Origin of the sequence: Bacillus sp. S/N-304-OC-R1 (assembly GCF_019749375.1) — a bacterium.
GTDB lineage: Bacteria > Bacillota > Bacilli > Bacillales > Cytobacillaceae > Cytobacillus.
In genome coordinates this window covers 167,377-192,916 of record NZ_JACWFE010000023.1, presented here as the reverse complement: position 1 = coordinate 192,916, position 25,540 = coordinate 167,377, and the positions used below count along the sequence as shown (strand labels likewise).

Annotated in this window: 25 protein-coding genes, 1 tRNA gene and 1 riboswitch; of the genes, 18 read left to right on the top strand and 8 right to left on the bottom strand. The window is 41.1% G+C overall.

Going from position 1 to position 25,540, the window contains the following annotated elements; translation table 11 throughout:
- Positions 1-454 precede the first annotated feature (454 nt).
- The 8 genes from H0173_RS18455 (at position 455) to hisIE (ending at position 7,023) form a co-directional block, all read left to right on the top strand.
- Positions 455-1,639 carry an ATP phosphoribosyltransferase regulatory subunit gene (locus tag H0173_RS18455; RefSeq protein ID WP_260631254.1) on the top strand — a complete coding sequence of 395 codons (1,185 nt, stop codon included), beginning with the start codon at positions 455-457 and terminating at the stop codon, positions 1,637-1,639.
- Positions 1,636-2,283 carry an ATP phosphoribosyltransferase gene (hisG, locus tag H0173_RS18450; RefSeq protein WP_221848096.1) on the top strand — a complete coding sequence of 216 codons (648 nt, stop codon included), beginning with the start codon at positions 1,636-1,638 and terminating at the stop codon, positions 2,281-2,283. Before H0173_RS18455 ends, hisG begins: the two co-directional genes overlap by 4 nt.
- A gap of 12 nt (positions 2,284-2,295) precedes the next feature.
- A complete protein-coding gene (gene hisD, locus H0173_RS18445) occupies positions 2,296-3,567 on the top strand; it encodes a histidinol dehydrogenase (protein ID WP_221848094.1) in 1,272 nt (423 codons plus the stop codon).
- Positions 3,568-3,675: 108 nt separating this feature from the next.
- Positions 3,676-4,260, top strand: a complete 585-nt coding sequence (gene hisB / locus H0173_RS18440) for an imidazoleglycerol-phosphate dehydratase HisB (RefSeq protein ID WP_221848092.1) — start codon at positions 3,676-3,678, stop codon at positions 4,258-4,260.
- On the top strand, positions 4,261-4,899 hold the full coding sequence (gene hisH, locus H0173_RS18435) for an imidazole glycerol phosphate synthase subunit HisH (RefSeq protein WP_221848089.1): 639 nt from the start codon (positions 4,261-4,263) through the stop codon (positions 4,897-4,899).
- On the top strand, positions 4,896-5,633 hold the full coding sequence (gene hisA / locus H0173_RS18430; RefSeq protein WP_221848087.1) for a 1-(5-phosphoribosyl)-5-[(5-phosphoribosylamino)methylideneamino]imidazole-4-carboxamide isomerase: 738 nt from the start codon (positions 4,896-4,898) through the stop codon (positions 5,631-5,633). Before hisH ends, hisA begins: the two co-directional genes overlap by 4 nt.
- On the top strand, positions 5,627-6,385 hold the full coding sequence (hisF, locus tag H0173_RS18425) for an imidazole glycerol phosphate synthase subunit HisF (protein WP_221848085.1): 759 nt from the start codon (positions 5,627-5,629) through the stop codon (positions 6,383-6,385). Before hisA ends, hisF begins: the two co-directional genes overlap by 7 nt.
- Positions 6,382-7,023: a bifunctional phosphoribosyl-AMP cyclohydrolase/phosphoribosyl-ATP diphosphatase HisIE gene (gene hisIE / locus H0173_RS18420; protein WP_221848083.1), complete on the top strand. Its 642-nt coding sequence runs from the start codon at positions 6,382-6,384 to the stop codon at positions 7,021-7,023. The genes hisF and hisIE overlap by 4 nt, the downstream gene beginning before the upstream one ends.
- Positions 7,024-7,486: 463 nt before the next feature.
- Here hisIE and H0173_RS18415 read toward each other — a convergent pair whose 3' ends face one another.
- From H0173_RS18415 to H0173_RS18385, 7 genes are all read right to left on the bottom strand, one after another.
- Positions 7,487-8,968: an amino acid permease gene (locus H0173_RS18415; RefSeq protein WP_221848118.1), complete on the bottom strand. Its 1,482-nt coding sequence runs from the start codon at positions 8,966-8,968 to the stop codon at positions 7,487-7,489.
- A 73-nt stretch (positions 8,969-9,041) separates the two neighbouring features.
- A riboswitch (Lysine riboswitch) is annotated at positions 9,042-9,217 on the bottom strand.
- Positions 9,218-9,311: 94 nt separating this feature from the next.
- Positions 9,312-10,448 carry a hypothetical protein gene (locus H0173_RS18410; RefSeq protein ID WP_221848081.1) on the bottom strand — a complete coding sequence of 379 codons (1,137 nt, stop codon included), beginning with the start codon at positions 10,446-10,448 and terminating at the stop codon, positions 9,312-9,314.
- The gene (locus H0173_RS18405) at positions 10,445-11,773 is read right to left on the bottom strand and encodes a F390 synthetase-related protein (RefSeq protein WP_221848079.1); all 1,329 of its coding nucleotides are present in this window, start codon (positions 11,771-11,773) and stop codon (positions 10,445-10,447) included. Before H0173_RS18405 ends, H0173_RS18410 begins: the two co-directional genes overlap by 4 nt.
- Positions 11,766-12,617 (bottom strand): MBL fold metallo-hydrolase, encoded by an 852-nt coding sequence (locus tag H0173_RS18400; RefSeq protein WP_221848076.1) that lies wholly within the window; start codon positions 12,615-12,617, stop codon positions 11,766-11,768. The genes H0173_RS18405 and H0173_RS18400 overlap by 8 nt, the downstream gene beginning before the upstream one ends.
- Positions 12,607-13,599, bottom strand: a complete 993-nt coding sequence (locus H0173_RS18395) for an NAD-dependent epimerase/dehydratase family protein (RefSeq protein WP_221848074.1) — start codon at positions 13,597-13,599, stop codon at positions 12,607-12,609. Before H0173_RS18395 ends, H0173_RS18400 begins: the two co-directional genes overlap by 11 nt.
- Positions 13,596-14,732 carry an ATP-grasp domain-containing protein gene (locus H0173_RS18390; protein ID WP_221848072.1) on the bottom strand — a complete coding sequence of 379 codons (1,137 nt, stop codon included), beginning with the start codon at positions 14,730-14,732 and terminating at the stop codon, positions 13,596-13,598. The genes H0173_RS18395 and H0173_RS18390 overlap by 4 nt, the downstream gene beginning before the upstream one ends.
- Complete coding sequence (locus H0173_RS18385) at positions 14,722-15,711, bottom strand: beta-ketoacyl-ACP synthase III (RefSeq protein WP_221848070.1); 990 nt, start codon at positions 15,709-15,711, stop codon at positions 14,722-14,724. Before H0173_RS18385 ends, H0173_RS18390 begins: the two co-directional genes overlap by 11 nt.
- Before the next feature lie 257 nt (positions 15,712-15,968).
- Here H0173_RS18385 and H0173_RS18380 point away from each other — a divergent pair, with 257 nt between their 5' ends.
- The 7 genes from H0173_RS18380 (at position 15,969) to H0173_RS18350 (ending at position 22,604) form a co-directional block, all read left to right on the top strand.
- A complete protein-coding gene (locus H0173_RS18380) occupies positions 15,969-17,462 on the top strand; it encodes a tetratricopeptide repeat protein (protein WP_221848068.1) in 1,494 nt (497 codons plus the stop codon).
- A 134-nt stretch (positions 17,463-17,596) separates the two neighbouring features.
- On the top strand, positions 17,597-18,547 hold the full coding sequence (trxB, locus tag H0173_RS18375) for a thioredoxin-disulfide reductase (RefSeq protein WP_221848066.1): 951 nt from the start codon (positions 17,597-17,599) through the stop codon (positions 18,545-18,547).
- A gap of 392 nt (positions 18,548-18,939) precedes the next feature.
- Positions 18,940-19,398, top strand: a complete 459-nt coding sequence (locus H0173_RS18370; RefSeq protein ID WP_221848065.1) for an NUDIX hydrolase — start codon at positions 18,940-18,942, stop codon at positions 19,396-19,398.
- A gap of 26 nt (positions 19,399-19,424) precedes the next feature.
- Entirely contained in the window at positions 19,425-20,318 is an 894-nt protein-coding gene (gene rapZ, locus H0173_RS18365) for an RNase adapter RapZ (RefSeq protein ID WP_221848063.1), read from the top strand.
- The gene (locus H0173_RS18360; RefSeq protein WP_313770670.1) at positions 20,315-21,298 is read left to right on the top strand and encodes a gluconeogenesis factor YvcK family protein; all 984 of its coding nucleotides are present in this window, start codon (positions 20,315-20,317) and stop codon (positions 21,296-21,298) included. The genes rapZ and H0173_RS18360 overlap by 4 nt, the downstream gene beginning before the upstream one ends.
- Positions 21,299-21,366: 68 nt before the next feature.
- Positions 21,367-22,308 (top strand): DNA-binding protein WhiA, encoded by a 942-nt coding sequence (whiA, locus tag H0173_RS18355; RefSeq protein WP_221848059.1) that lies wholly within the window; start codon positions 21,367-21,369, stop codon positions 22,306-22,308.
- 38 nt (positions 22,309-22,346) lie between these two features.
- Entirely contained in the window at positions 22,347-22,604 is a 258-nt protein-coding gene (locus H0173_RS18350) for an HPr family phosphocarrier protein (RefSeq protein ID WP_221848056.1), read from the top strand.
- Between the two features lie 53 nt (positions 22,605-22,657).
- Here the strand turns inward: H0173_RS18350 and clpP are convergent, their stop codons facing one another.
- Positions 22,658-23,257: an ATP-dependent Clp endopeptidase proteolytic subunit ClpP gene (gene clpP / locus H0173_RS18345; RefSeq protein ID WP_221848054.1), complete on the bottom strand. Its 600-nt coding sequence runs from the start codon at positions 23,255-23,257 to the stop codon at positions 22,658-22,660.
- Positions 23,258-23,533: 276 nt separating this feature from the next.
- Between clpP and H0173_RS18340 the strand changes: the two genes are divergently transcribed.
- The 3 genes from H0173_RS18340 to H0173_RS18330 all read left to right on the top strand — a co-directional run bounded on the left by H0173_RS18340 (position 23,534) and on the right by H0173_RS18330 (position 25,452).
- Positions 23,534-23,605: transfer RNA gene (locus H0173_RS18340), tRNA-Arg, on the top strand.
- 244 nt (positions 23,606-23,849) lie between these two features.
- Positions 23,850-25,187 (top strand): RNA polymerase factor sigma-54, encoded by a 1,338-nt coding sequence (rpoN, locus tag H0173_RS18335; RefSeq protein WP_221848052.1) that lies wholly within the window; start codon positions 23,850-23,852, stop codon positions 25,185-25,187.
- Positions 25,188-25,206: 19 nt separating this feature from the next.
- Positions 25,207-25,452 carry a glutaredoxin family protein gene (locus H0173_RS18330; protein ID WP_221848050.1) on the top strand — a complete coding sequence of 82 codons (246 nt, stop codon included), beginning with the start codon at positions 25,207-25,209 and terminating at the stop codon, positions 25,450-25,452.
- Positions 25,453-25,540: the final 88 nt, after the last annotated feature.

Genomic DNA, 25,540 nt, shown 5'->3' with positions numbered 1-25,540 from the left:
AATCTGTCTACCTAATGGGGAGCATATCAAAAAGCTAACGGGGCTTTTTTTATTTTTGTCAGTGTTAAAGCAGTCAGTTGATATTTGCGCTTGTTGATTGGAGCGGAAGGTGCGAGACTCCTCCAAAATGCATGCGCATTTTCTCGTGCGGTGTAAATTCAAGGAAGTTTATTCAATGTCCTGCGGGAAAAGCGTGTCCAAGGGAGACCCCACAGGAGCGCTAGCGACGAGGAGGCTCCCGGGCCGCCTGCGGAAAGCGAGTGCCTGCAGCGGAAATCAACAACAACGTTTAAAAGAGCTTGTTTATAAAAAGCAGCCCGAAAAGTTCAGAACACTCCGAAATAATTTGGTTGACGAATACCTAAATTAGGGGTAAAATTACATACAACTTTATCTTACTACCATATTAGCGAACTAAAGGATTTTGTTGATATAGAATTTGAGGTGAACGGAATTGAGCCGCTTGTTTATGTTTGAGAAGCCGTTAGGAATGAGAGATACATTACCTGATTTGTACAATCGAAAGCGCAAAGTCAGAGCATTAATTGAAGAAGAAATGGAGCGCTGGGGTTACCAGTTTATTGAAACTCCAACACTAGAATACTATGAAACGGTAGGAACTGCTTCTGCGATATTAGATCAGCAATTATTCAAACTTCTGGATCAGCAGGGACACACACTGGTGCTGCGCCCAGATATGACAGCCCCAATCGCAAGGGTTGCGGCTTCGCGTTTGTTAAAAAATGATTTGCCGATCCGTCTTGCTTATTCGGCCAATGTGTTTCGTGCCCAGCAAAGAGAGGGAGGCCGGCCAGCCGAATTCCAACAGATTGGGGTAGAGTGCATCGGAGATTATACGATTAGTGCAGATGCTGAAGGGATTGCTCTAATTATTAACTCTCTCCAGGAAGCTGGGCTCGGAGACTTTCAGCTTTCTGTTGGCCATATCGGATTTGCCCGCAAGCTTTTTCTGCAAATTTTAGGGACAGAAGAACGAGTTGATGCGCTAACAAGATATCTATATGAGAAAAATTATGTTGGCTATCGCGAGCATGTCAAATGGCTGGCTCTCTCCTCCATTGATAAACAGCGGCTGCTCGACTTTTTAAAGCTGAGAGGCGGGAATGAGGTCATAGAAATGGCTTTTGACTTGCTTGAGAATGACTCGGGCAGAGAAGATGTTCTACAGCTTCAGCAGCTTTTTGAAATGATCGGTGACTACGGACTCCAGGAGAAAGTGAAGTTTGATTTAACGCTCGTAAGTCATATGAGCTACTATACAGGGATTCTTTTTGAAGTGTACGCAGGAAATGTCGGTTTTCCAATTGCAAATGGAGGCAGATATGATCTGCTTCTGCAAAAATTCGGAAAAATAACAGGGGCAACGGGCTTTGCTATCCGATTAGATCGATTATTAGAAGCATTAAATGATGAAGAAGTAAGCGTACCATCAGCATGTATTTTATTTAGCCAGGAGCGGCGGAAGGAAGCTTTTCAAACTGCTAGGGACCTAAGAAAGCTTGGAAATAGGGTGGTCCTTCAGGATATTAGCGGTGTGAAGGATATTGATCAATGCACGAATTCATATGACGATATTATCTTTTTAGTCGGTAAAGCGGGGAGGGAGACTGACGTATGAAAGATGTTTTAACGATTGCAATGCCGAAAGGGAGAATTTTCGAGGATGCGGTTGAGCTGCTTCGGCAGGCAGGCTTTCGTCTCCCTCCTGAATTTGATGACTCAAGAAAGCTGATTATTGATGTGCCGGAGGAAAGCTTTCGTTTTATTTTAGCCAAGCCGATGGATGTTCCGACTTATGTGGAGCATGGTGTCGCAGACCTTGGGATTGCCGGTAAGGATGTCATGCTGGAGGAAGAGCGGGATGTGTATGAGCTGCTCGATTTGAAAATTAGTGCATGCTATCTTGCAGTGGCAGGCTTGCCAAATACAAAGATGAATAACGTAGCTCCAAAGGTGGCGACGAAATATCCGAATGTGGCAGCCGCTTATTTCCGCGAACAAGGGGAGCAGGTTGAAATTATTAAGTTAAACGGTTCGATTGAGCTTGCACCACTTATTGGCCTTGCTGACAGAATCGTCGATATTGTCTCAACGGGACGAACTTTAAAGGAAAACGGCTTGGTTGAATACCAACGGTTCGTCGACATTACCTCCAGACTGATTGTGAATCCAGCGAGCTTCCGAATGAAGGATGAACGGATTAGCGAGCTTGTCGAGCGCTTAAGTGAAGTAACGAAATTGCAGAACCTTGATGCCCTCTAAGGAGTGAAAGAAATGCGGATATTAAAAATTGAAGATGGAGTATCGATTAAACGATCTGTTGATAGCGGAACTGAGGAACAGCGGTCGATTGTGAGGGGCATTATTGAACAGGTTCGTGCGGATGGGGATGCTGCTCTAAAAGCATTTACGGAAAAATTCGATGGAATCAGCTTAACAGAACTGACTGTTACTGAAGAAGAAAAACGGGAAGCCTATGAACAAATTGATGATGAAGTTCTATCCATCATAAGAGAGGCAGCGGAAAATATTCGCTCTTTTCACGAGAAGCAGCTCCGTCCGTCATGGATGACAACAGATGAAAATGGAACGATTCTTGGACAAAAAGTTACCCCGCTTGATTCAGTTGGTTTATATGTGCCAGGGGGAACAGCCGCATATCCATCGTCGGTCCTTATGAATGTACTGCCTGCTAAAGTAGCTGGTGTGAAACGAATTGTAATCACATCCCCTCCTGATAAAAAAACAGGAAAGCTGCCGCCGTCGGTTCTTGTTGCGGCTCAAGAGGCAGGAGCGGAAGAAATATATAAGGTTGGCGGAGCACAAGCGATTGCAGCTCTAGCTTATGGAACGGAAAGCATTTCTCCTGTCGATAAAATTACCGGTCCTGGCAATATCTTTGTCGCCCTGGCGAAGCGAGAGGTGTATGGAGATGTTGATATCGATATGATTGCCGGTCCAAGTGAAATTGCTGTTTTGGCAGACTATACAGCGAGACCGGATGAAGTGGCAGCAGATCTATTATCACAAGCCGAGCATGACGCTTTTTCCTGCAGTGTTCTCGTCACACCTTCGGAATCACTAGCCAAAGCTGTCTCCACTGAAGTGGATAAGCAATTAGCTGCTCTGCCTCGTAAAGAAATCGCTTCGCAGTCTATTGAAAACTTCGGAGCCATTTACGTAACCGAAACAATGGAAGAAGCGGTTGAAACGATCAATAGCTTGGCGCCAGAGCATTTGGAAATTGTAACAGAAAACCCAATGGAGCTTCTAGGGAAAATTAGACATGCTGGAGCGATCTTTTTAGGGCGTTACAGTCCCGAACCAGTCGGCGATTACTTTGCTGGCCCGAATCACGTACTGCCAACAAACGGAACAGCCCGCTTCTCCAGCCCGCTTAACGTCGAAGACTTCCAGAAAAAGTCCAGCATCGTCTTCTACAGCGAAAAAGCCCTAAAAGCAAACGGCGAAAAAATTTCAGCATTTGCAAGGTTAGAGGGACTCGAAGCCCATGCCCGCGCAATTGACATACGGTTGAAGAAGTAGGGACATCTTAGGGACACCGGGACGGTTCCTGTGTCCCACTAAGGGACATTAGAACCGTCCCCATGTCCCACTTGAACCCGATCCTAAGTACCAGGAGGAGAGATTAAGATGAGAACGTCTGAAGTGAAACGGAAAACGAATGAGACTGATATATATTTAGCTTTTAATATTGATGGGCAAGGTGAGAGCAAGCTGGAAACGGGGGTTCCGTTTTTGACGCATATGCTTGATTTGTTTACAAAGCACGGTGGATTTGATTTAACGGTGGATGCAAAAGGTGATATTGAGGTCGATGATCACCATACAACAGAGGACATTGGTATTTGCCTTGGACAAGTGCTAAGGGAGGCGCTTGGTGATAAAAAAGGAATTAAGCGCTATGGAAATGCGTTTGTCCCAATGGATGAAGCCTTAGCGCAAGTTGTGATTGACTTAAGCAATCGGCCTCATCTTGAAATGCGAGCGGAGTTTCCAAGCCAAAAGGTAGGCAGCTTTGATACGGAGCTTGTGCATGAATTTTTATGGAAGCTTGCACTTGAAGCAAGAATGAATTTGCATGTGATCGTGCACTATGGCCAAAACACGCATCATATAGTTGAAGCCATTTTTAAAGCATTAGGACGAGCATTGAATGAGGCAACAACGATTGACCCTAACATTAAAGGAGTGCCATCAACGAAAGGGCTGTTGTAAATGATTGGGATTATTGATTACGGAATGGGCAATCTTTTCAGTGTCAGTAAAGCACTTGAAAGACTTGGTGCTCCTTACTTTATTTCTGATAAAAGAGAAGAATTGCTGAAGGCGGATGGACTTATTCTTCCGGGAGTTGGCTCCTTTAAGGATGCGATGGAGCTGTTAAACCGTTTAGAATTAACTAATATGATTAAAGACTATGTTGAGCTCGGAAAGCCGCTGCTTGGAATCTGTCTAGGCATGCAGCTACTATTCGATGAAAGCGAAGAGAACGGATTAACGAAAGGACTTCAATTGCTTCCGGGATCTGTCAAACGATTTCCTGGCGTAACAGCTGAGGGAACTCAATATAAAGTGCCTCACATGGGCTGGAATAGCTTGCGCCTTGTTCAGTCGTCGCCAATCCTTCAATCTATCGAAGAAGGTTATGTATATTTCGTCCATTCTTATTATGTTGAAACAGGAGATCAAGAAGTAGTAATTGCCGAGTGCAGCTATGATGTAAAGGTGCCTGCTGTTGTCGGGAGAGGGAATGTATTTGGAATGCAATTTCATCCAGAGAAAAGCGGTGCATTAGGCATGAAGCTGCTAGGCAATTTTACGGAAATTGTACGGGAAGGGATGACCGGAATATGAGTTTTACCATTTATCCAGCAATTGATATGAGAGGCGGAAAATGTGTCCGACTGCTGCAGGGAGATTATAATCAGGAAACCGTTTATGGAGATTCTCCTTACGATATGGCGAAAAAGTTTGCTGATGAAGGGGCAAGCTGGATACATATGGTTGACCTGGATGGAGCAAAGGACGGGAAAAGAGTTAATGACGACTCTGTAATTAAAGCGGCACAAAATCTTAACGCTAAAATCCAAATTGGCGGAGGTATTCGGACGGAAACAGATATTGCGCACTATCTAGAAAATGGCGTTGCACGTGTCATTATTGGAAGTATTGCTGTATCGAAGCCCGATTTTGCTATCGAAATGATTCGAAAATATGGCAGCCAAATTGCTGTCGGACTTGATGCTAAAAACGGCTTTGTTGCCACACATGGCTGGCTAAATACATCCCAAGTAAAAGCAGTTGAGCTAGGGAAGCGGTTCGCGGATGCTGGGGCAGAAACTTTTATTTTTACCGATATTGCTACAGACGGTATGCTTTCCGGTCCGAATATTGAGGCAGTTCGATTGCTGGCAAAGGAGACTGGTCAAAGTGTCATTGCCTCTGGCGGAGTTAGTGGGCTAACTGATTTAGCTAGTTTAAAAGAGTTTTATGGAGACGGAGTGACCGGTGCAATTGTCGGAAAAGCCATCTATGAAGGGCGTTTTACAGTGAAGGAAGCGCTAGAAGAGGTGAAGGGGTCATGCTAACGAAGCGAATTATTCCATGTTTGGATGTAAAAGAAGGACGCGTTGTAAAAGGAATTCAATTTGTTCAGCTTCGTGATGCAGGAGATCCTGTAGAACTTGCAAGGTTTTATGATGAGCAAGGGGCAGATGAGCTTGTGTTTCTAGACATTTCTGCATCGGTTGAAGGCCGAAAAACGATGGTTGAGGTTGTTCGCTCGGTAGCCTCTGAACTTGCGATTCCATTTACAGTTGGAGGCGGAATTAACTCGCTGGAAGACATGAAAAGAATACTCCGAGCCGGTGCAGATAAGGTTTCTCTAAACACAGCTGCTGTAAACAATCCCCGTTTAATTGAGGATGGAGCGAAGTTTTTCGGCTCTCAATGCATCGTTGTGGCAATTGACGCTAAATATGATTCAGAAATTGGGACGTGGCGTGTATACACTCATGGAGGCAGAACGCCGACAGATTGGAAAGTGATCGAGTGGGCAAAGGAAGCAGCGGAGCTTGGGACCGGAGAAATCCTGTTAACAAGCATGGACTCGGATGGAGAGAAGAACGGGTTTGATCTCCTTTTAACAAAAGCAGTCAGTGAAGCGGTAACGATTCCCGTCATTGCTTCTGGAGGAGCAGGAAATGCCCAGCATTTTGCCGATGCCTTCATGGAAGGGAAAGCAGATGCTGCCCTAGCCGCGTCCATTTTTCACTATAAAGAAACATCCGTAACCGAAGTGAAGGCTTATTTGAAGGAAAAAGGAGTGCCTGTCCGATGAATATCGCAGAATTAACATTTGATGAAAAAGGCCTCATCCCGGCAATCGTTCAGGATGCGACAACAAAAGAAGTACTAACGCTTGCGTATATGAATAAGGAATCTCTTGAAAAATCGATCGAATCTGGCGAGACATGGTTTTTTAGCCGATCCAGACAAGAGCTGTGGCATAAAGGGGCAACGAGCGGGAACACACAAAAAATCGTTGAAATGAAATTTGATTGTGACAAAGATGCAATTGTTGTTTTAGTAGAGCCTGCAGGGCCGGCTTGTCATACTGGGGCAGTAAGCTGTTTTGAGGAAAGTTTCTATGAGTCAGGCGAATCCTCTGGCAGCCTATCCGACTACAGTATTCTGCTATCTTTGGAAAAGGTCATTAAAGAACGGGAAAAAGAAATGCCAGAAGGTGCCTACACAACGTACCTATTTGAAAAAGGCGTCGATAAAATCCTAAAAAAGGTTGGGGAAGAAGCAGCAGAAGTGATAATCGCTGCGAAAAACCGCGACAAAGAAGAATTGAAATGGGAAGCTGCTGACTTATTATATCATTTGCTCGTTTTATTGAGAGAACAAGATCTTCCGTTTAAGGAAGTACTGAGTGTTCTCGATAAAAGGCATGTGAAGAAATCAGAAGAATAATAACCAAGCTTTTCTAATTGGGGAATAGCTGTGAAAGACCATACTTTAAATAAGAAGTCGCTGATATATTTGGTAAGTGGCGGATATATCAGGGAAGTTGGCGGATATATCTGGGAAGTGGCGGATAAATTCGGGAAGTAGCGGATAAATTCGGAAAGTAGCGGATATATCCGGAAAGTAGCGGATATATCTGAGAAGTGGCGGATATATCTAGGAAGTAGCGGATATATTCAGAAAGTAGCGGATATATCAGGAAAGTGGCGGATATATTCGGAAAATCGCTGATATTTTGAGAATACCACAGATATTTCTAGTGCAAAACGTTGAAGAATGGCTGTTTTTTTAGAAAAGTTATAAAATTAGTAACAAAAAAGGGCGTCCAACTGCAAATCTGACTAGTTGGACGCCCTTTTTTATGTTTTAACTTTTCCTGGAGAAATTAAGCAATGCAAACATACTTCTCTCAATCAACCTTCTCAAAATCACAATCTTCCAAAGGAACTAGCTTCGTTTTATGCTTCATTTTATAGCCAAGCCAAACCACTAGAAAAAGTGGAATTCCAATATAGGCAGCAAATAAGCCCTGCCAATCAATTTTTCCGTCAGTGAAGGCTTGAAAGTTCTGTCCCAAAATAATAATCGTACATAGAGCTAATGCAAACAATGGACCGAACGGGAAGAATTTTGCCCGATATGGTAGTTCATTCATGTCGCGGCCTTGAGCAATATAAGCCTTGCGGAAACGGTAATGACTAATCGCAATCCCAAGCCATGTGACAAATCCAGCCATACCTGAAGCGTTTAATAACCAAATATACACCTGACCATCACCAAAGAAAGTAGATAAAAAGGCAAGAGAACCGACTAGAGTAGTAGCGATTAATGCATTAACAGGTACGCCTCGCTTATTTAACTTTCCTAAAAATTTAGGAGCGTTTCCTTCTCGTGCAAGATCCCAAAGCATTCGAGTTGAGGCATACATACCGGAATTACCCGCAGATAGTACCGCTGTCAAAATAACAGCATTCATAACCGATGCAGCAAAAGCAAGTCCGGCTCTTTCGAAAACAAGCGTGAAAGGACTTACGGAAACTGCTTCACTTAATAATCGTTCGTCTGTATAAGGAATGATCGCCCCAATGACAAAAATAGCAAAAATATAGAAAAGAAGAATTCGCCAAAATACCGTGTTAATGGCCTTTGGAATTGTTTTTTCAGGATTTTCACTTTCTCCAGCAGCTACGCCGAGTAATTCTGTTCCTTGGAAGGAGAAGCCCGCCGCCATAAATACGCCTAAAATCGCAAAGAATCCGCCATTAAAAGGAGCATCCTCAATAGTGAAATTAGTTAAACCAATGGCATCGCCGTTCATAATTCCAAAAATCATAAAAAATCCAGTAATAATAAAGATAAGAACCGTGACAATTTTTATAAGTGCGAACCAGAATTCAGCCTCGCCAAATCCTTTAACTGACAAGTAATTGAAGCCGAACATAAGGAGGAGGGAAAGTCCGCTCCAAATAAATGAAGGACTTTCTGGAAACCAGAATTTCATGATCAATACAACAGCAGCAAGCTCCGCCGCAATCGTAATGGCCCAGTTATACCAATAATTCCAGCCAATCGCAAAGCCAAAGGAAGGATCGACGAACTTCGTTGCATATACTTTGAATGATCCCGCAACGGGCATATATGCTGCCATTTCAGCAAGGCTCGTCATAAGGAAGTAAACCATAATAGCGACTGCCGCATAGGCAAGTAACGCCCCGCCAGGCCCAGCAGTATGAATCGCTCCGCCACTAGCTAAGAAAATACCAGTCCCGATCGATCCTCCGAGCGAAATCATTGTAAGGTGGCGCGCTTTAAGTGTTCTCTTTAATTGAGTTGGGTTCGATGATGTAGATGTTTTTGCCAACCTTAACACGTCCTTTTTTATATTATTCATAAGTATTTCCTTTTTAAAAAATAAAAACAGCCATCGAAAAAGATCGACGGCTGTTAAAAGTCCGATAAATCCTTCCGAAGATAGCTCGCCACGATTAACGTGACAGTGAAGTCCCTGTTCGGAAACTTCCCCAGCATAGACAAACAATGATTTATCTATACTTCGGCGGATTATCCTTTTAAGTGGAGTCAAAAATCTCATTGAATCTCGTCCACTCTACTCATATAAACCGCAACCTCTACCCCATCGGTGAATGGGAATATTTTTTTAATATAAAGAATTATAGACCATGCCCATCCTTATTGCAATGGATAATTCTGACTAGAAAGGATAGGGACGACGCTTAAAACCTCATCTTTCTCGCCATCGGTTCTACAACACTGTCCATCAAGCGCTTCAAAAAAGACCAAATCCATCGTGATCGGAAAGGTAAATGCTTATTATAGAAAAACGTATATTCAATTTCCTGAAGTGCTCCGCGGTTTCTTTTAAAATTACCCGCACCTGCACTGAAATGACCGATATAATCCTTTTCAAGAACTTCGCTCGCTATTAAATACGATAGAATCCGGTACAGACCATTAGTCTGACCCTTTTCCATTTCGTAGCCGAAAATGGGAGTAGTCAAAATGCCATCACGGTAAAAATAACCGATTACCCCATCATAGGAGTCATTCTGCTTTAGCAGTTTAAATTCCATTAATTGATGATCAAGCAAATTTTTAAAGAAGTCCAAAGTAAACTGCGGATTATGCTCAGAATATTTTTCAATATAGAGCTGTTCATAGTGACTTTTAATCCAGGGGATCATTTCTTCTGTCCCTTCAACAACCTTATACGGACTGTTCTCTAGCAGTGCTTGGTCACGGTAAAAATCCCTTTTCCGCTTTTTGCTAATTTCGCGAAAACGCTCAGGAAGGAAAAGATAGACAGACCGCGACATGATGCGCTGATACGAATTCCTTTCAAATCCTTCAAACATTTCTGGATACAATGCTTTCGAAATCGAACGAAATTGAATTGTATGCTTTGGAAATCGTTCCGTCAAAAACGCCGTTATACGCTGGATTTGTTTCGAACTCAACGGAAAATATAGATTTGTAGAAAGAAACCAATTATTCACGGAAACAATTTTATTAATTGAAGTTTGCCGAAAAATAAACCCAATCCCATCAATCACTTTAGATAAAGGCTTTTCTATCCGCGGCATGTTTAGCTCCCAAAGCTCCTCTTTGGCATAGGAAATATAATGCGTATAAGGGGAGCAAACATAGGAAGTGTCAAACTCCTTGTCATTTACCGTCACGGGTATAACAAGATTATCTATCTCTAATAAATACACTTCAGCACGAACATTTTTTATATAATGTTCAACCCCATTTCGTAAAATCGGGGAAAAATAATCCCGGACATAAGCTCCATCTCTTTTACTGTCCCAATCTATTTGCTCTAACGTGCTTTTATCATGAAGCCGAATCATAAATTCACAGGACCCTTCATCCCATTTTCAATCCGTTTCATTTTTTTATCGGATGGAAGAATATCATAGGGCGTAAAATTCACATGGGGAATCAGTAAGCCTTTCTCATCCCAAAGCTTTGTTAGCTCACGCACAATATCCTTCTGAACTCTTTCTTCATTCCCGCTAACCTTCACCTTAACCTCAAGCTGCTCTAGACTCTTCTGAATCACTTTATATTCCAAAATCTCTTCAGAGGAAAACATAATCGCCCGCCTTATAAAGTCAGGAAATAGAGGATGGAGTTCACCGTTTTCCGCATGCTTCCCGTAAAAAATATCGTCACAGCGTCCATCAATTCTGTCAAGAGCTAAAAAGTGAGACCCACAAGGACAAGGTTCCATCCTTTCAACTAAAATATCATTCAATCGATATCGAATAATCGGCTGAGTCGACCGGCTAAAATCAGTAATAATCGGAACAAAAACGCCCTCATCCAAGTATTCCTTTTCAATGGCAACAAGATCCTCATTGATATGCAATGTTCCATGTGAACAGGTCGCTGCTAAAAATCCCTCCGTACACTGATATACTTGGTGAAGAGTCTGCTGGAATACCGATTCTATATAAGTCCGATCGATATCTTCTAAAACCTCAGCAACAGAAACGATTTTCTTAGGCTGAATTCGAATTTCTCCGCTAGCCTGCCAGTCCGCCACTTTTCGTAAAATAGAAGGGGGGCCAATGACAATCGAAGGCTGTACCTTATTTAACTTGCGAATATGCTCTTCAAAATCATCCAATAAATCAAAAAAGTGAAAAGCAATCCGCCCATTTTGCGTCGACGTATAAAGGTTATTATTTGCTCTTAAGAAAAACGCAATTCCATGCTTTCCGAAAATACTGCCAGGCAAAAGCTTCGCTAAAACGGTTCCTGCCCACAGTGCACTCTCCTGTTCAGAAATAAGAAAAGCCCCGCGGTTTCCGCTCGTACCAGACGAGAGACCAACAGAGATTTCGCCAATCTTAGGTGTGAAATTTCTCGATGTCTCCGCCTCAAATGCAACCTGAAGGGCATCTTCTTTTTTGATCCCAACCGTGTTAAATGTATCAAAGTGATCCATCATGATCGACTTGTCAATCATCGGCAGCTCATTCCAGCGGTTTTCCCGTAACGCTTCTTCATACTCTTTGAAAAATTCCCGATAAAAAGGGGAGTGCTCCAAAACATACGCCAGATGCTGCTTAATTTTCCGATTTTGAAAATCTTCTAACGATTGTCTGGATGAAAATTTCCGTCCGAACTTTGTAACAGCATATTGCTTTAAGATGGCCATTTTATTCATAAACAAAACCCCTCTTGGCTTTTTCCCATGTAACGGAGCAATGAGTTGGCAAAATATCAATCTGGGGACGAGCTTTTGCTAATTCATGAAGCTTCATAATGTTACTTCTATATTTCGCTTTGTCCGCAATAAGCAAATTAGCAATACTATGGGGATAAATCAGCTCTTCAAAGGCTTCGCTCACCCAAACCGCATCTGCGCATAGGAAGACACGCTTCCCGCTAATTAACTTTATAAAAATCCCAAATTGCCCGATCGCATGTCCCGTTAAATCAACAGCAATAACAGAATCATCGCCAAAAACAGAGAAACCTTCCTGGAACTCTCCGAAGCTTTCATCTAAAGCAATCGGCGAGAACCGATCAAGAAAGGTAAACCTTTCTTCTAAATCCGCCGGCAGCAAATCCTTTAAGCATCCTTTTGTCAACGCCTTAAATTTGCTATCCTCCTGAATATCCTTATAAGCAGCTTCAAAAGTATAAACCTTTGCCCGAGGAAAATCGTGCAGCCCGGCCGTATGATCTCCATGGAAATGTGAAAGCAGAATGATACCGATTTGATCAGGTGATATCCCATCCGCCAATAATTGATTTTTAATCGATTTTTCCTCAGAAAAATAAACAGGGGTCAGCTTCGCATAAACCGAATAGGGGAATTTTCTTGTCGCCTTGAGAAAATGTGAAGCATACCCTGTATCAAATAGAATATATCCGAGCTCAGAATGCTCCAGTAATCCAACGATAGCCGGAAAAGCGATCGATTTAAACCCCCTATTCGGGTTGACAATTTTTTCAGGATGCGTGCAATAGCCGCATTCGTACAGCTTTAACATCTTAATGCTCATTTGATTTCCACCAATCTACAAAATGCTGTATTCCTTCTTCGATGCTAACTCGATGTTCATAGCCCAATTCTTTTTTTGCCCTTTCAATATTTAAAGTTTGTGATTTTGACAGGACACTTACGGTGTAGCGAGTAAGAATAGGTTCCTTTCCACCAAGAAATACTGTTGAGAAATACTCAAGCACTTTGGCGATAAAGAAAGCCTTTCGAAAGGAAATGCTTTTGTAAGAAAACGATTTTCCTAGCCTACTCATGACATCTTCAATCATTTCATACAAATTCACACGCACACCGTTTGTAATGTTGTATTTTTGCCCAAGCGTATGCTCACCGGAGTTCATGCAAAGGATTAAAGCGTCAACGACATTCTCCACATACGTAATATCCACTTCTACAGAACCGTTGCCGATCTTCGGAAACATGCCTTTTTCACAAACCTTCACTAATCGAGGCAGGATCGCATTGTCTCCAGGTCCAAAGATTGCCCTTGGTCGAATGGTCACAACAGGTAGACCATCTCGAAACGCCTGGTCAATTTCTTGTTCAGCCAAATGCTTTGTTCTGGCATAGTGATTGACGAATGTTTCGGGCAGCGGATCGGATTCCTTTACATCTAATCTTTCATCATAATGAAAATATAAGCTTGGGGTTGATACGTGAATTAGACGCTTCACATTCGCACTCTTGCAGCCTTCAATTATATTTCGCGTCCCAATCACATTAGATTTATAAAAATCTTCATATTTCCCCCATGGAGAAGAGAGGGCACCGCTATGAAACACGAAGTCCTGTCCCTGACAAAGAGCCAAAATACTGTCCCTATCCTCAAGTGAACAGGGAATAAATCGAACTCCTTGCTCTTTCAGTCCTTTCCCAATCGCTTGGTTTCTCCCGATGGCTGTCACATCATAGCCGATATTTTTCAGACGCAAAGCAAGCTTTTGACCTAAAAAACCGGTTCCGCCTGTTACTAAAACCTTCATATTCTATCATCATCCCAACTAATATCTGATGTTGATTGCCCAATCATACTTCTTTCGTTCCTCCTGCTTTCCTTCCAAAGTGAAAACATACTAAAGAATTGATAGAAAAAAGGACGAACATCATGGAAACTCCATATAATATCCCGGTATGTAAACAAGGTGCGCAGCCATTTAGAAAAAGGCTGTCGCTTCCAATTATCTAATCCGTATGCAACCATAGCTAGGCTGATCGCCATTTTCGTTTCCTTATCCGGATACAAAGTGCCTCCGGGATCGCCGAAAAAACTCTCTGCAATCTGATGATCAAACAGATGAAGTCCGCTCGTAGATCGGGGATTACATTCTATTGGAAAAGCCTGATCCTCTCTATTGACGATAAAATCAAACGAAATTTGTCCGGTAAATTTCAAATCCTTAACAACCGCCCTAACAAAGAGCTCAATATCCTTTCGCTCTGTATAGCTAAAAGCAATCGTTGCCCCAATACCTGCCGTAAAGGAAGTTTCATAGACAGAATGGGCAAGCAGCTTTCCATCTCTTGCTATCGCATAAGAGCAGTACTGTACGCCATCAATTTTTTCCTGAGCAATCCAAGAAGAGTCAAAAGAACCAGGTTCATAGTCATTACTATGAAGAAACACGACATGATCTGAAAATCGTGAATATATTCTTTTTAAAACAATCTCTCCATCAAAGATTTGCTGCACATTGTCAGCACTGCACTGGATCGTTTTGGGCGTATGGAACCCAAGCTCCTTCACATATTGGATAAAGTCAAACTTATGATGAAGCAGCATCATTTTGTCAAAATCACCTACAAAAACCTCGCAGTAAAGAGACAGCTTTTCTTTATACTTCGAAATGTAAAAGCTCTCTTCACATGTTGGAATTAAGAGATCGATTTTTCGAGCTTGAATGTAATCTATTAGTGAAGAGATAAAATTCTCAGTCTGAAACTTAGGAGAAGGAAAGAGAAAAAAATCCTTGATTGTATTAGATGCTTTCGTTAAAGCATATGAGACACTATCCGACGCATAAACCTCGTGCCCGCTTTCGTGAAGAACTCTGCATAAATGCAAAGTTACGGGGGCGCGTGCTCCTGTAATCAGTATTTTTCTCCTTTTAATACTCAAGGATCATTCCTCCAATAGATAAGCCAGCAGATGTACCTAATAACAACAAACGGTCACCACGCTGTATTTTTCCTTGTTTAATAGCTTCGTATAAAGCTAAAGGAATGGAAGCTGCAATCATATTTCCGTAGTTTTCAATAATGGACATGAAACGGCTATCAGGTACATTTAATTTTTTTCTAATAATTTTCATCGCAGCCGCACTTGCTTGATGAGGAATGACCATATCGATATCCTCCATCGACAAATCGGTTTGCCCGAATAATTGTTCAATAAAGCCAGGAATTAATTTCGACGACATTTTAAAAATAGCACGGCCATCCATATAGAATAAAAAGTCCTGCTTCGTTGCTTCACTATGCTCTCTAGGATGGATTTTCGTTCCGCCGCCGCGGATTTCAGATAAATGCGCCCCGGCACTGTATGTTTCCATGTGAGATGCTAAAATTCCTGAAGAACAATCTGATCGCGATAAAACAACGGCAACTGCCCCGTCTCCAAATAGAATACTGCTTTCATCCTGCTTCCAGTTGATGCCGACCGAAGAAATTTCACTCGATATTAAAAGAACGCGCTCATATCTTCCGGCTTCCATCACATATGAAATCATATCTAAAGCGGTCACAAAGCTTAAACATGTTGAATTCACGTCAAAGCAGGGGATACCGGAATGCTGCAAGCCCAGCTGTTCTTGAATTAAGGAAGCATTGCTTGGAATGGCTTGCTCCATCGTTCCGCTTCCGCTTATGATGCAATCAATTTGGGAAAGAGTTAATCCTGCGTCCTGAACAGCCAGCTTCGCTGCTTCCGCTCCCATATATGAAGCTGTTTCGTCTGTAACGAAGTGCCGCTGCTTGACTCCGGACTTTGACTCCGACCAGCCTTCTTTTGCGCCAATCATACTATCAATTTCTGAAGCAGTTACAATTCTTTTTGGCAAATAAGAACCAATTCCTTGTATCTTTACATTTCGTTTCATGCTGTCACACCTCATGTTTTGTTCATATAAAAATAAAATAACAGATAAGAATAAAAATTACTTTAATTTACAAAAAAAATACCGTTTTCCAAAATCCCCCTACCAGCTGCGTTATTGCCATTTGTATGCACGGGTTCTCTTTGTTGTACCAGTAAATTACGGTGAGTACTTTAGAACACGTAAAATACTCCAATCCCTTCTCCAACAGCTTGGTATTATGATATACTACTTGAGTTACTACGAAGGTGGAGGATTTCATGAGTAAAGACTCTAAAGCAAGAAAAACTAAAGGAAAAGTACTATTATTTAACCCGACAGGTGAGTACTATTTTGCAAAAGGCTTAAAGGCTTACCATAAAAGGGATTTATATAAAGCAAAGAAATATTTACAGCGTGCCATGCAGCTAGAGCCTGATGAGCCAATGATTGTATGCCAGCTGGCAGTGATTTGTTCCGAAATGGGCGATTATCAGCATGCAAATAGCTTGCTGCACAAAATTCTTGAAGAGCTTGATGAGGATATGGTGGAATGCCACTATTTTCTCGCTAATAATTACGCCTATTTAGGCTTCTTTAAGGATGCTTATCATCATGCTAATTTATATTTAGAATTAGATGAGGATGGCGAATTTGCTGATGAAACGATTGATCTTCTCGATTTGCTGACAATCGAAGCTGAGGAGATGGATGAAGAGCTTTATGAACAGGATGATCTCATTACGAAGCAGGAGCAGGCGCGAGAATTACTCGAATCTGGTCATTTTCCAAAAGCGGTCGAAATCCTTAATTCAGTTATAGATGAATATCCTGAATACTGGTCAGCTTATAACAACTTAGCCCTAGCTTATTTTTATCTAGGAGAAGTTCAAAAAGCAGCCGATATTCTGGAAAAAGTATTTGAAGAGAATCCCGGAAACTTACATGCACTATGCAATAAGCTTGTTTTCGCCTTTTACGAGCGTGACTATAAAGAAGTGAAGGCGCTTAAAGAAGTGCTGAAGAAAATCAATCCATTATTGATTGAGCACCAGTTTAAGCTTGGAGCAACCTTTGCATTAATTGGTGAATATGAGGCTGCTTTCACATGGCTTCGAAAGCTTCAGAAGAAAGGCTTTGACGGAGACGGTGCTTTTTATTATTGGCTCTCTTATGCCGCTTATTATACGGGGAGAGAAAAGATTGCTCAATCAGCCTGGGAAAAAGCGGTTGAATATAATCCTGATAAAGCTGGCTTTGAACCTTGGAATGAGGAAAAAACAACGATTAACGGATTTGAGAATCACAATGCTTCTATATTAAAAAAATTAGACAGTGATCATATTGAGGAACGACTTTTTGCTCTTTTCCTAACGGCTATGTCCGACGGTAAAGAAGACATTCTTGCTTCTAAGGAAATGAATCAAAACATCAAATTCTCACATTTAGAGCGGGAATACTTAGCTTCTATCCGTAAGGGACATGAACAATCTGTTCCGGTTCATGATATTGCTGCTATTTTATACAATACGTATCATCCGATCGGCACGGTTGAGGCAGGCTTATTTTTGTTATGGTTTGCAATATTTGTAGAAGCCGTTAACCAAAATCAACCTATAAAAAATAATGAAGCATGGGCAGCGGCAGTTGAATATACATGGCTCAAATTGAGACAAGGGAAAATATCACAGCAGGAAATAGCAGATAAATATGGAATTTCTACTTCTACATTAAGCAAGTATGTGAAGCTCTTAAAAGCACTTCCTTCATCATGAGCAGATATTTAGACATCCACCGGTAATTTTTATAGGATGATGGTAGAAAGGCCATAATAATACTGATTTGACTGGGAAAAGTTAATCACAACAATCGCCAGATGTGGTTACTGTTAATGAAGGAGTGAAACAACGTGTCTGAAGAAAAAATTTATGACGTTATTATTATCGGAGCGGGTCCTGCTGGGATGACTGCTGCTGTATATACATCAAGGGGAAGCCTATCCACTCTCATGATTGAACGTGGAGTTCCGGGCGGACAAATGGCAAATACAGAGGAAGTTGAAAACTATCCGGGATTTGACCATATTTTAGGACCAGATCTATCAACAAAAATGTTCGAGCACGCTAAAAAATTTGGTGCCGAATACGCTTATGGTGATATTAAAGAAATCATTGATGGTGAAGAATATAAAACAGTCATAGCAGGCTCTAAGGAATATAAGGCTCGTGCTATTATTATTTCAACAGGCGCTGAATACAAAAAGCTTGGTGCACCAGGCGAGAAGGAACTAAGCGGCCGCGGTGTTTCCTATTGTGCGGTATGTGACGGTGCTTTCTTTAAAGGAAGAGAGCTTGTTGTGGTTGGTGGCGGAGATTCCGCTGTTGAAGAGGGTGTATACTTGACTCGCTTCGCTACTAAAGTCACGATTGTTCACCGTCGTAACGAGCTTCGTGCGCAAAAAATTCTGCAACAGCGTGCCTTCGATAATGAAAAAATCGAATTTGTCTGGAACCATACAGTTAAGGAAATTAACGAAAAGGATGGCAAAGTCGGCAGCGTGACATTAGCTTCAACAGAAACTGGTGAAGAGCAAGAGCTGAAAACAGACGGTGTATTCGTGTATGTTGGTATGCTTCCGTTATCTAAACCATTTAAAAATCTAGGTATTACTAACGAAAACGGCTATATCGAAACAAATGAAAAAATGGAAACAAAGATCCCAGGTATCTTTGCTGCTGGAGATATCCGCGAAAAGCATCTTCGTCAAATCGTCACAGCGACTGGCGACGGAAGCATCGCTGCTCAAACAGCTCAGCACTATATCGAGGAATTAAGAGAAAAACTAAAAGTAAAAGCGTAATGAAAAAGGCCGCTATTGTGCGGCTTTTTGCTTTGTAGATAGAAACAAAAACAAATGCCAAGGGGGCAAGAAATAACTTTACAAAACGTAACTGCGTTTTAATTCTCCTGTAACAGAAGTGAAATAAAAATCAGGTATCATATAAATAGAAATTGACCCCCTTTTAAAGATATAACCCTTGTTTAAGCACAGATTCGTCTGTGCTCTTTTTTTTGTGATTATAAATTGTTAGAATATTCCTTTAGAGAATGCGATTGCTTTTGAAACCTGCACTTTATCCAAATGTTGAAACTTTCAATTCGTTGTTACCGTATAACAAAAATAGTATAATGAAGTGACATATGCAGACCTATAAAAATATGGAAGTTAGACCGAAAAAATGAGGTGAAATGATGCAGCGAGTCACCAACTGTGTTTTATTAAAGGATAATCAAGTGCTATTATTACAAAAACCAAGACGGGGCTGGTGGGTAGCACCGGGAGGCAAGATGGAGCCGGGAGAATCGGTGCGGGACTCCTGTATTCGTGAATTTAGAGAGGAAACAGGCATTTACTTGCGCAACCCGAATATTAAAGGGATTTTTACCTTTATTATGAAGGAAGGCGACAAGGTTCTTTCGGAATGGATGATGTTTACCTTTCTTGCCACGGAAGCGGATGGCTTAAATCTGGATGAATCAGAAGAGGGAAAACTCCGCTGGCACCCTTTTGAGGAAATAAAGAACCTGCCGATGGCTGCAGGGGATTATCATATTCTGGACTATATGGTTCAAGGCAAAGGCATTATTTATGGGACCTTCACATATACACCAAATTTTGAGCTAATTAGTTATCGATTAGATCCTAGTTAAGTTCGTAAGTGTCAGGGGGAAATAGAATGAGTACGGGTGCTGTGAATGAAACGCAAATCGTTATTATTACAGGGATGTCAGGTGCAGGAAAAACAGTAGCCATCCAAAGCTTTGAGGATCTTGGCTTTTTCTGTGTCGATAATCTGCCGCCGACGCTGCTGCCAAAATTCCTTGAACTTATGAGAGATTCAGGGAATAAAATGAATAAGGTAGCATTGGTTATGGATTTACGGGGACGAGAATTCTTTGATCACCTGTTTAAAGCACTCGATGATCTATCCGAAACTTCTTGGGTTACCCCGCAAATTCTGTTTCTAGATGCGGAAGATTCGACACTAGTCCGAAGATACAAAGAAACACGGAGATTTCATCCGCTTGCTCCTTCAGGACTCCCTCTAGAAGGAATCAAGCTTGAACGTGAACTATTGGAGGAGTTAAAAGGGAGAGCGCAAATTATTTATAACACAACCCAGTTAAAGCCTAGAGAGCTTCGTGAAAAAATTCTAACGGAATTCTCTATTAATAAAACGACGATGTTCACTGTCAATGTAATGTCATTTGGATTTAAGCATGGCATCCCAATTGATGCTGATCTCGTATTTGATGTCCGATTCTTGCCGAATCCTCACTATATTGAACATATGCGCCCAAAGACGGGACTTGACGAAGAGGTATATAATTATGTTCATAAATGGTCAGAAACAACAAAGTTTCTAGAGAAGGTAACTGACCTGCTGGGATTCATGCTTCCTCATTATAAGCGGGAAGGAAAGGCGCAGCTCGTTATTGCGATCGGATGTACCGGTGGACAGCATCGCTCTGTTGCTTTAACTGAGTACATTGCAAACTATTTTAAAGATGACTATCATACGCGAATTACGCATCGTGATATTCAGGGGAGAAAGGATAAAGGGGAATGAAAATGAACCGACAGCCGAGAGTTGTCATCATTGGCGGAGGGACAGGGCTGCCTGTATTGCTTCGGGGATTAAAGAAATATCCGGTAGACATCACAGCGATCGTGACCGTAGCCGATGATGGAGGAAGCTCCGGTCGGCTGAGAAGTGACTTGCATATTCCTCCTCCAGGTGATATTCGCAACGTATTAGCAGCTCTATCAGATGTAGAGCCGCTCATTGAAGAGATGTTTCAGCACCGTTTTACTACTTCGAACGAATTATCGGGACATTCGCTCGGTAATTTAATTCTTGCAGCGATGACTTCCATTACAGGTAATTTTGTTCATGCGATTCAGGAAATGAGCAAAGTGTTAAATGTAAGAGGGAAAGTATTGCCCGCTGCTAATCAAAGTGTTGTGCTGCATGCTGAAATGGAAGATGGCACAGTCGTTTCTGGCGAATCCAAAATTCCATACTCTGGGAAAAAAATAAAAAAGGTTTTCCTTACACCTAAACATATTAAACCGCTTCCCGAAACGATTTCAGCGATTCGAAAAGCGGATTTAATCATCATCGGTCCAGGCAGCTTATATACAAGTATTTTGCCAAATCTCCTCGTTCCAAAGCTTGGAGCGGAAGTTTGCCGAGCTAAGGCCAAAAAGGTATATATTTGTAATTTAATGACACAAGCTGGAGAAACCTATAATTATTCAGCAAGTGATCATGTTCAGGCGATTTACGACCATATGAACTGTTCTTTTATTAATACGATTCTTGTGAATAATGAGGATATTCCCGCTGAGGTTCGGGAGCGTTATAATGAAGAAATGGCTCAGCCAGTTATTTTTGATATAGACCGTCTTCATGCCCTAGGGCTAGAAGTTATTCATGGAGAAATTGTCAGCCTGAAAGATGGGGCAATTCGTCATGATACTAAAGAGGTGGCTTTAATGCTATACTCTATTCTAATGGACGAAATGGAAAAACAGTATAAAAAATAATGAAGGATTAGCGCCAATGAACTTATTAAAAGTGAAAGGTGCTGCCCGCTTTAGAAGGGGTGAAGGAATTGTCTTTCGCTTCAGAAACGAAAAAGGAGTTAACGAATCTGGAAGTCAAGGATTGCTGCGGAAAGTCTGAACTATCAGCGCTCATCCGGATGAATGGTTCGCTCTCCTTTTCCAACAGAAAGTTAATTGTGGACATCCAAACTGAAAATGCAGCGATAGCAAGAAGAATCTATGTCTTGATAAAAAAGAACTTTCATGTTCAAGTAGAGCTTCTTGTTCGCAAAAAAATGAGACTGAAGAAAAATAACGTCTATATAGTCCGATTATCAGAGCAAGCAAGAGAAATATTAGATGAGTTAAAAATCCTCAGCGATGGATTCGTGTTTACACATAATATTTCTGAAGAGCTGATCAAAAAGAAATGTTGTAAACGATCTTATTTACGTGGAGCCTTTTTGGCAGGCGGTTCGGTCAATAATCCAGAGACCTCATCTTATCACCTTGAAATTTTTTCACTATATAAAGAACATAATGATTCTCTTTGTGAATTGATGAATACTTTTGACCTAAATAGTAAAACACTAGAAAGAAAAAAAGGATTTATCACATACTTAAAGGAAGCTGAAAAGATTACTGATTTCTTAGGTGTAATTGGGGCTCATAATGCGCTTCTTAAATTCGAGGATATTCGAATCGTACGCGATATGCGTAATTCGGTCAATCGTCTCGTAAATTGTGAAACAGCGAACTTAAATAAAACAATCGGTGCCGCTCTGCGTCAAGTGGAGAACATTCGATTCATTGACGAAACGGTCGGCCTTCATATATTACCAGATAAATTAAGAGAAATTGCAGAGCTACGTGTAACATACCAAGATGTTACATTGAAAGAGCTCGGTGAAATGGTTTCAGGCGGTAACATTAGTAAATCAGGAATCAATCATCGGTTGAGGAAAATAGACGAGATAGCTGAAAAATTGAGAGCAGGAGAATCGATTTAACCATTAATGAAGGTTCTTATAGGGGAGGAAAGAGAAAAATGCTAGAAAAACAAGTAGAAGTTAAATTAAAAACAGGATTACAGGCAAGACCAGCAGCATTATTCGTTCAGGAGGCAAATCGTTTTTCATCAGATGTTTTCCTTGAAAAGGACGGCAAAAAAGTAAATGCAAAAAGTATAATGGGCTTAATGAGCCTGGCTGTAAGCTCAGGTTCTGTTATTACATTAATTTGTGATGGAAGGGATGAAGCCCAAGCCATCGAAGAGCTTGCGGAATATATCCAACAAGAGCATTAACAAAAAAACAACTCGCACTAAATTGAAACTTGGCGAGTTGTTTTTTTATGTTCTTATTTATCTTTCTTTTCATCTAAACGAGTAATAATTTTGTCAACTAAACCATACTCAAGAGCTTTTTCAGCTGTCATGAAGTTGTCGCGGTCTGTGTCGCGTGCAATGACTTCAAGCGGCTGGCCAGTGCGGTCTGCAAGAATTTGGTTTAACTTGTCGCGAAGGAATAAAATACGCTTAGCAGCGATTTCGATTTCAGTCGCTTGACCTTGAGCTCCGCCAAGTGGCTGGTGAATCATTACTTCACTGTTTGGAAGCACATAGCGCTTGCCTTTTTCACCTGCAGCCAGAAGGAATGCACCCATTGAAGCAGCCATACCGATACATACTGTTGATACATCTGCTTTAATGTATTGCATTGTATCATAGATCGCCATACCTGCTGTAATGCTTCCACCGGGGCTGTTAATGTACAATGTAATATCCTTTTCAGGGTTTTCCGCTTCAAGGAAAAGCAATTGAGCAACAATGGAGTTTGACACATGATCATCGATTGCACTTCCAAGCATAATGATACGGTCTTTTAGAAGACGGGAGTAAATGTCATAAGCACGCTCTCCCCTATTTGTTTGTTCAATAACTGTAGGGATTAAATTCATTTGTAAATTCCTCCTTTAAAGTAAGATAAACATTCAAAGTCTGTTAGACGAAAGATGTTTTTTCTTTATGTAATTTTATGATACACTGATGGTCAATAAAGGTCAAACAATTCACTTTTGATGGACAAAGTAATCGTTCGACACTGTTTGCTTGAAAATTCTCTCGTTTCCATCATACCCGCCTCACCAGATTTTAAACAAAGGTCAGCTTGCAAACTGTGAAAAAATATTATATAATATGTAATCGTAGCATAAAAAATACCTTATCCTATATTTGCCCTCGTGGTGCAACGGATAGCACGTGAGATTCCGGTTCTTAAGATGTGGGTTCGATTCCTGCCGAGGGCGCTAAGCAAAAACTCCTGTTCATTTTTGAGCAAGAGTTTTTTTGTGTGAATATGCCTATAACTAATAAGAAAAAAAGAAATTTCTTCTCCCTATCGAGGTCGGAAAATAAAAAATATTCTAGACCTATCAATGGTTTGGCCAGTTATGGCTTCACTTTTTCCGGTTAAAGCAGTAACTATGCCAGTATATTCCCATTCACCATTTGTTCTCCTTCATGTAAAATGGATGAGAGGGGGGATATGAGATGAAGTTACAGGCTGGATTATGGCAGCAGCAAACATTAAAGCTAACAATGACTCAAGAGCTGACTCAGGCGATTGCATTGTTACAATATAATGCGCAGGAGCTTTCTGAATTCCTTGAGAATAAAGCATTGGAAAATCCTTTATTGCAAATTGAATCCGGGAACGTTCAAGCGATGGACCCCCGCTTTGACCGAGCAAAGCCAACCAAGAAAAAAGTTGAAAAAGACAAACAAAATTGGATTGAGCAAATCGGAAAAATAGAGCCCTACTTAGATGAGCATATTAAGTCTCAGCTTGACTTTAAGCTCATACATTCCATTGTGAACGGGGAAAAGGTTCTTGATTATTTAATTCATTGCATTGATGAAAACGGTTACTTGCATGGGGAACCATCTGAGGTGGCTGCTCGTTTTCAAATTCCGTCCGAAGAAGTGGAGAAAGCCATCAAGCAAATACAGGGGGCGGAACCAGCCGGAATAGGTGCAAGAAATTTGCAGGAATGCATCCTTTTGCAATTGCAAAGGCTGGAGAATAGAAATAATTTAGCTGAAGAAATAATAGAAAAACATTTTGAACGCTTTGCGGACAAGAAGTGGAGGGAAATCTCAAAGGACCTAGGTATAAAACTGCCTGAAATCCAAGAGGTTTTTGATTTAATTCAAACATTAAATCCTCGGCCGGCCTCTTCCTTTCAGCATGAAAGATCTGCATATATTGTTCCGGATGTGATTATAGATTGGGATGGTACCTCATTCTCTGTGAGTGTCTTTGATGAAGCCTTACCGAAAATTAGTTTTAATGATGATTATTTTAAAAAGTTTTCTTCTCATAAAGATAAGCAGGTCAAACGGTTTTTGCAGGAAAACCAGCAGGACTATTATTGGATCATGAAAAGTATTGAGCAGAGAAAAGAAACACTGTCAAAGGTAGCATTAAAAATTGTAGAGAAGCAGCAGGAATTTTTCATGAAAGGTCCGACTTACTTAAAGCCGATGATCATGAAAGAGATCGCTGATGAGCTTGATATTCACGAGTCTACGGTTAGCCGGGCTGTAAGGGAGAAGTACGCCCAAACACCATTTGGCACCTTTGAATTAAGATCTTTCTTTTCAAGCACAATCAAAACGACTTCTGAAGAAAACACGTCTTCAACACAAGTTAAAACATTAATAACGAAACTGATTGAAGGCGAGAATAAACAGAAGCCTTTGTCAGATCAGGATTTAGTTGAGATGCTGAAAGACCAGGAGGGTATGGTTGTATCAAGGAGAACGATTGCAAAGTATCGTGATCAGCTAGGCATCCCATCTTCCTCTAAACGCAAACGATACGATTGATAATAAAGGAGAAATAGCATTGAACGAACGTACGCTTGTGCTTTATACACGTAATCGCTGTCCATTATGTGATAAAGCGAAAACGATTGTAATGGACCTTCAAGAAGAATTCGATTTTAATTATAGAGAAATAGATATTGATACTAGTGACGAACTGACAGAAAAATATGGACTGATGATCCCGGTTGTTGAAATTGACGGGAAAGAGGTTCAATACGGGCAAATTGATACCGTTACTCTAGAAGAAGAATTCAGAAAAAAATAAAAGCTTAATAGTTGTACTCTTAAATGACTCCTGTTAAAATAAATTTGAGCAGGGGTGATTTTTTTTACCCTTTATGGGACACAATATG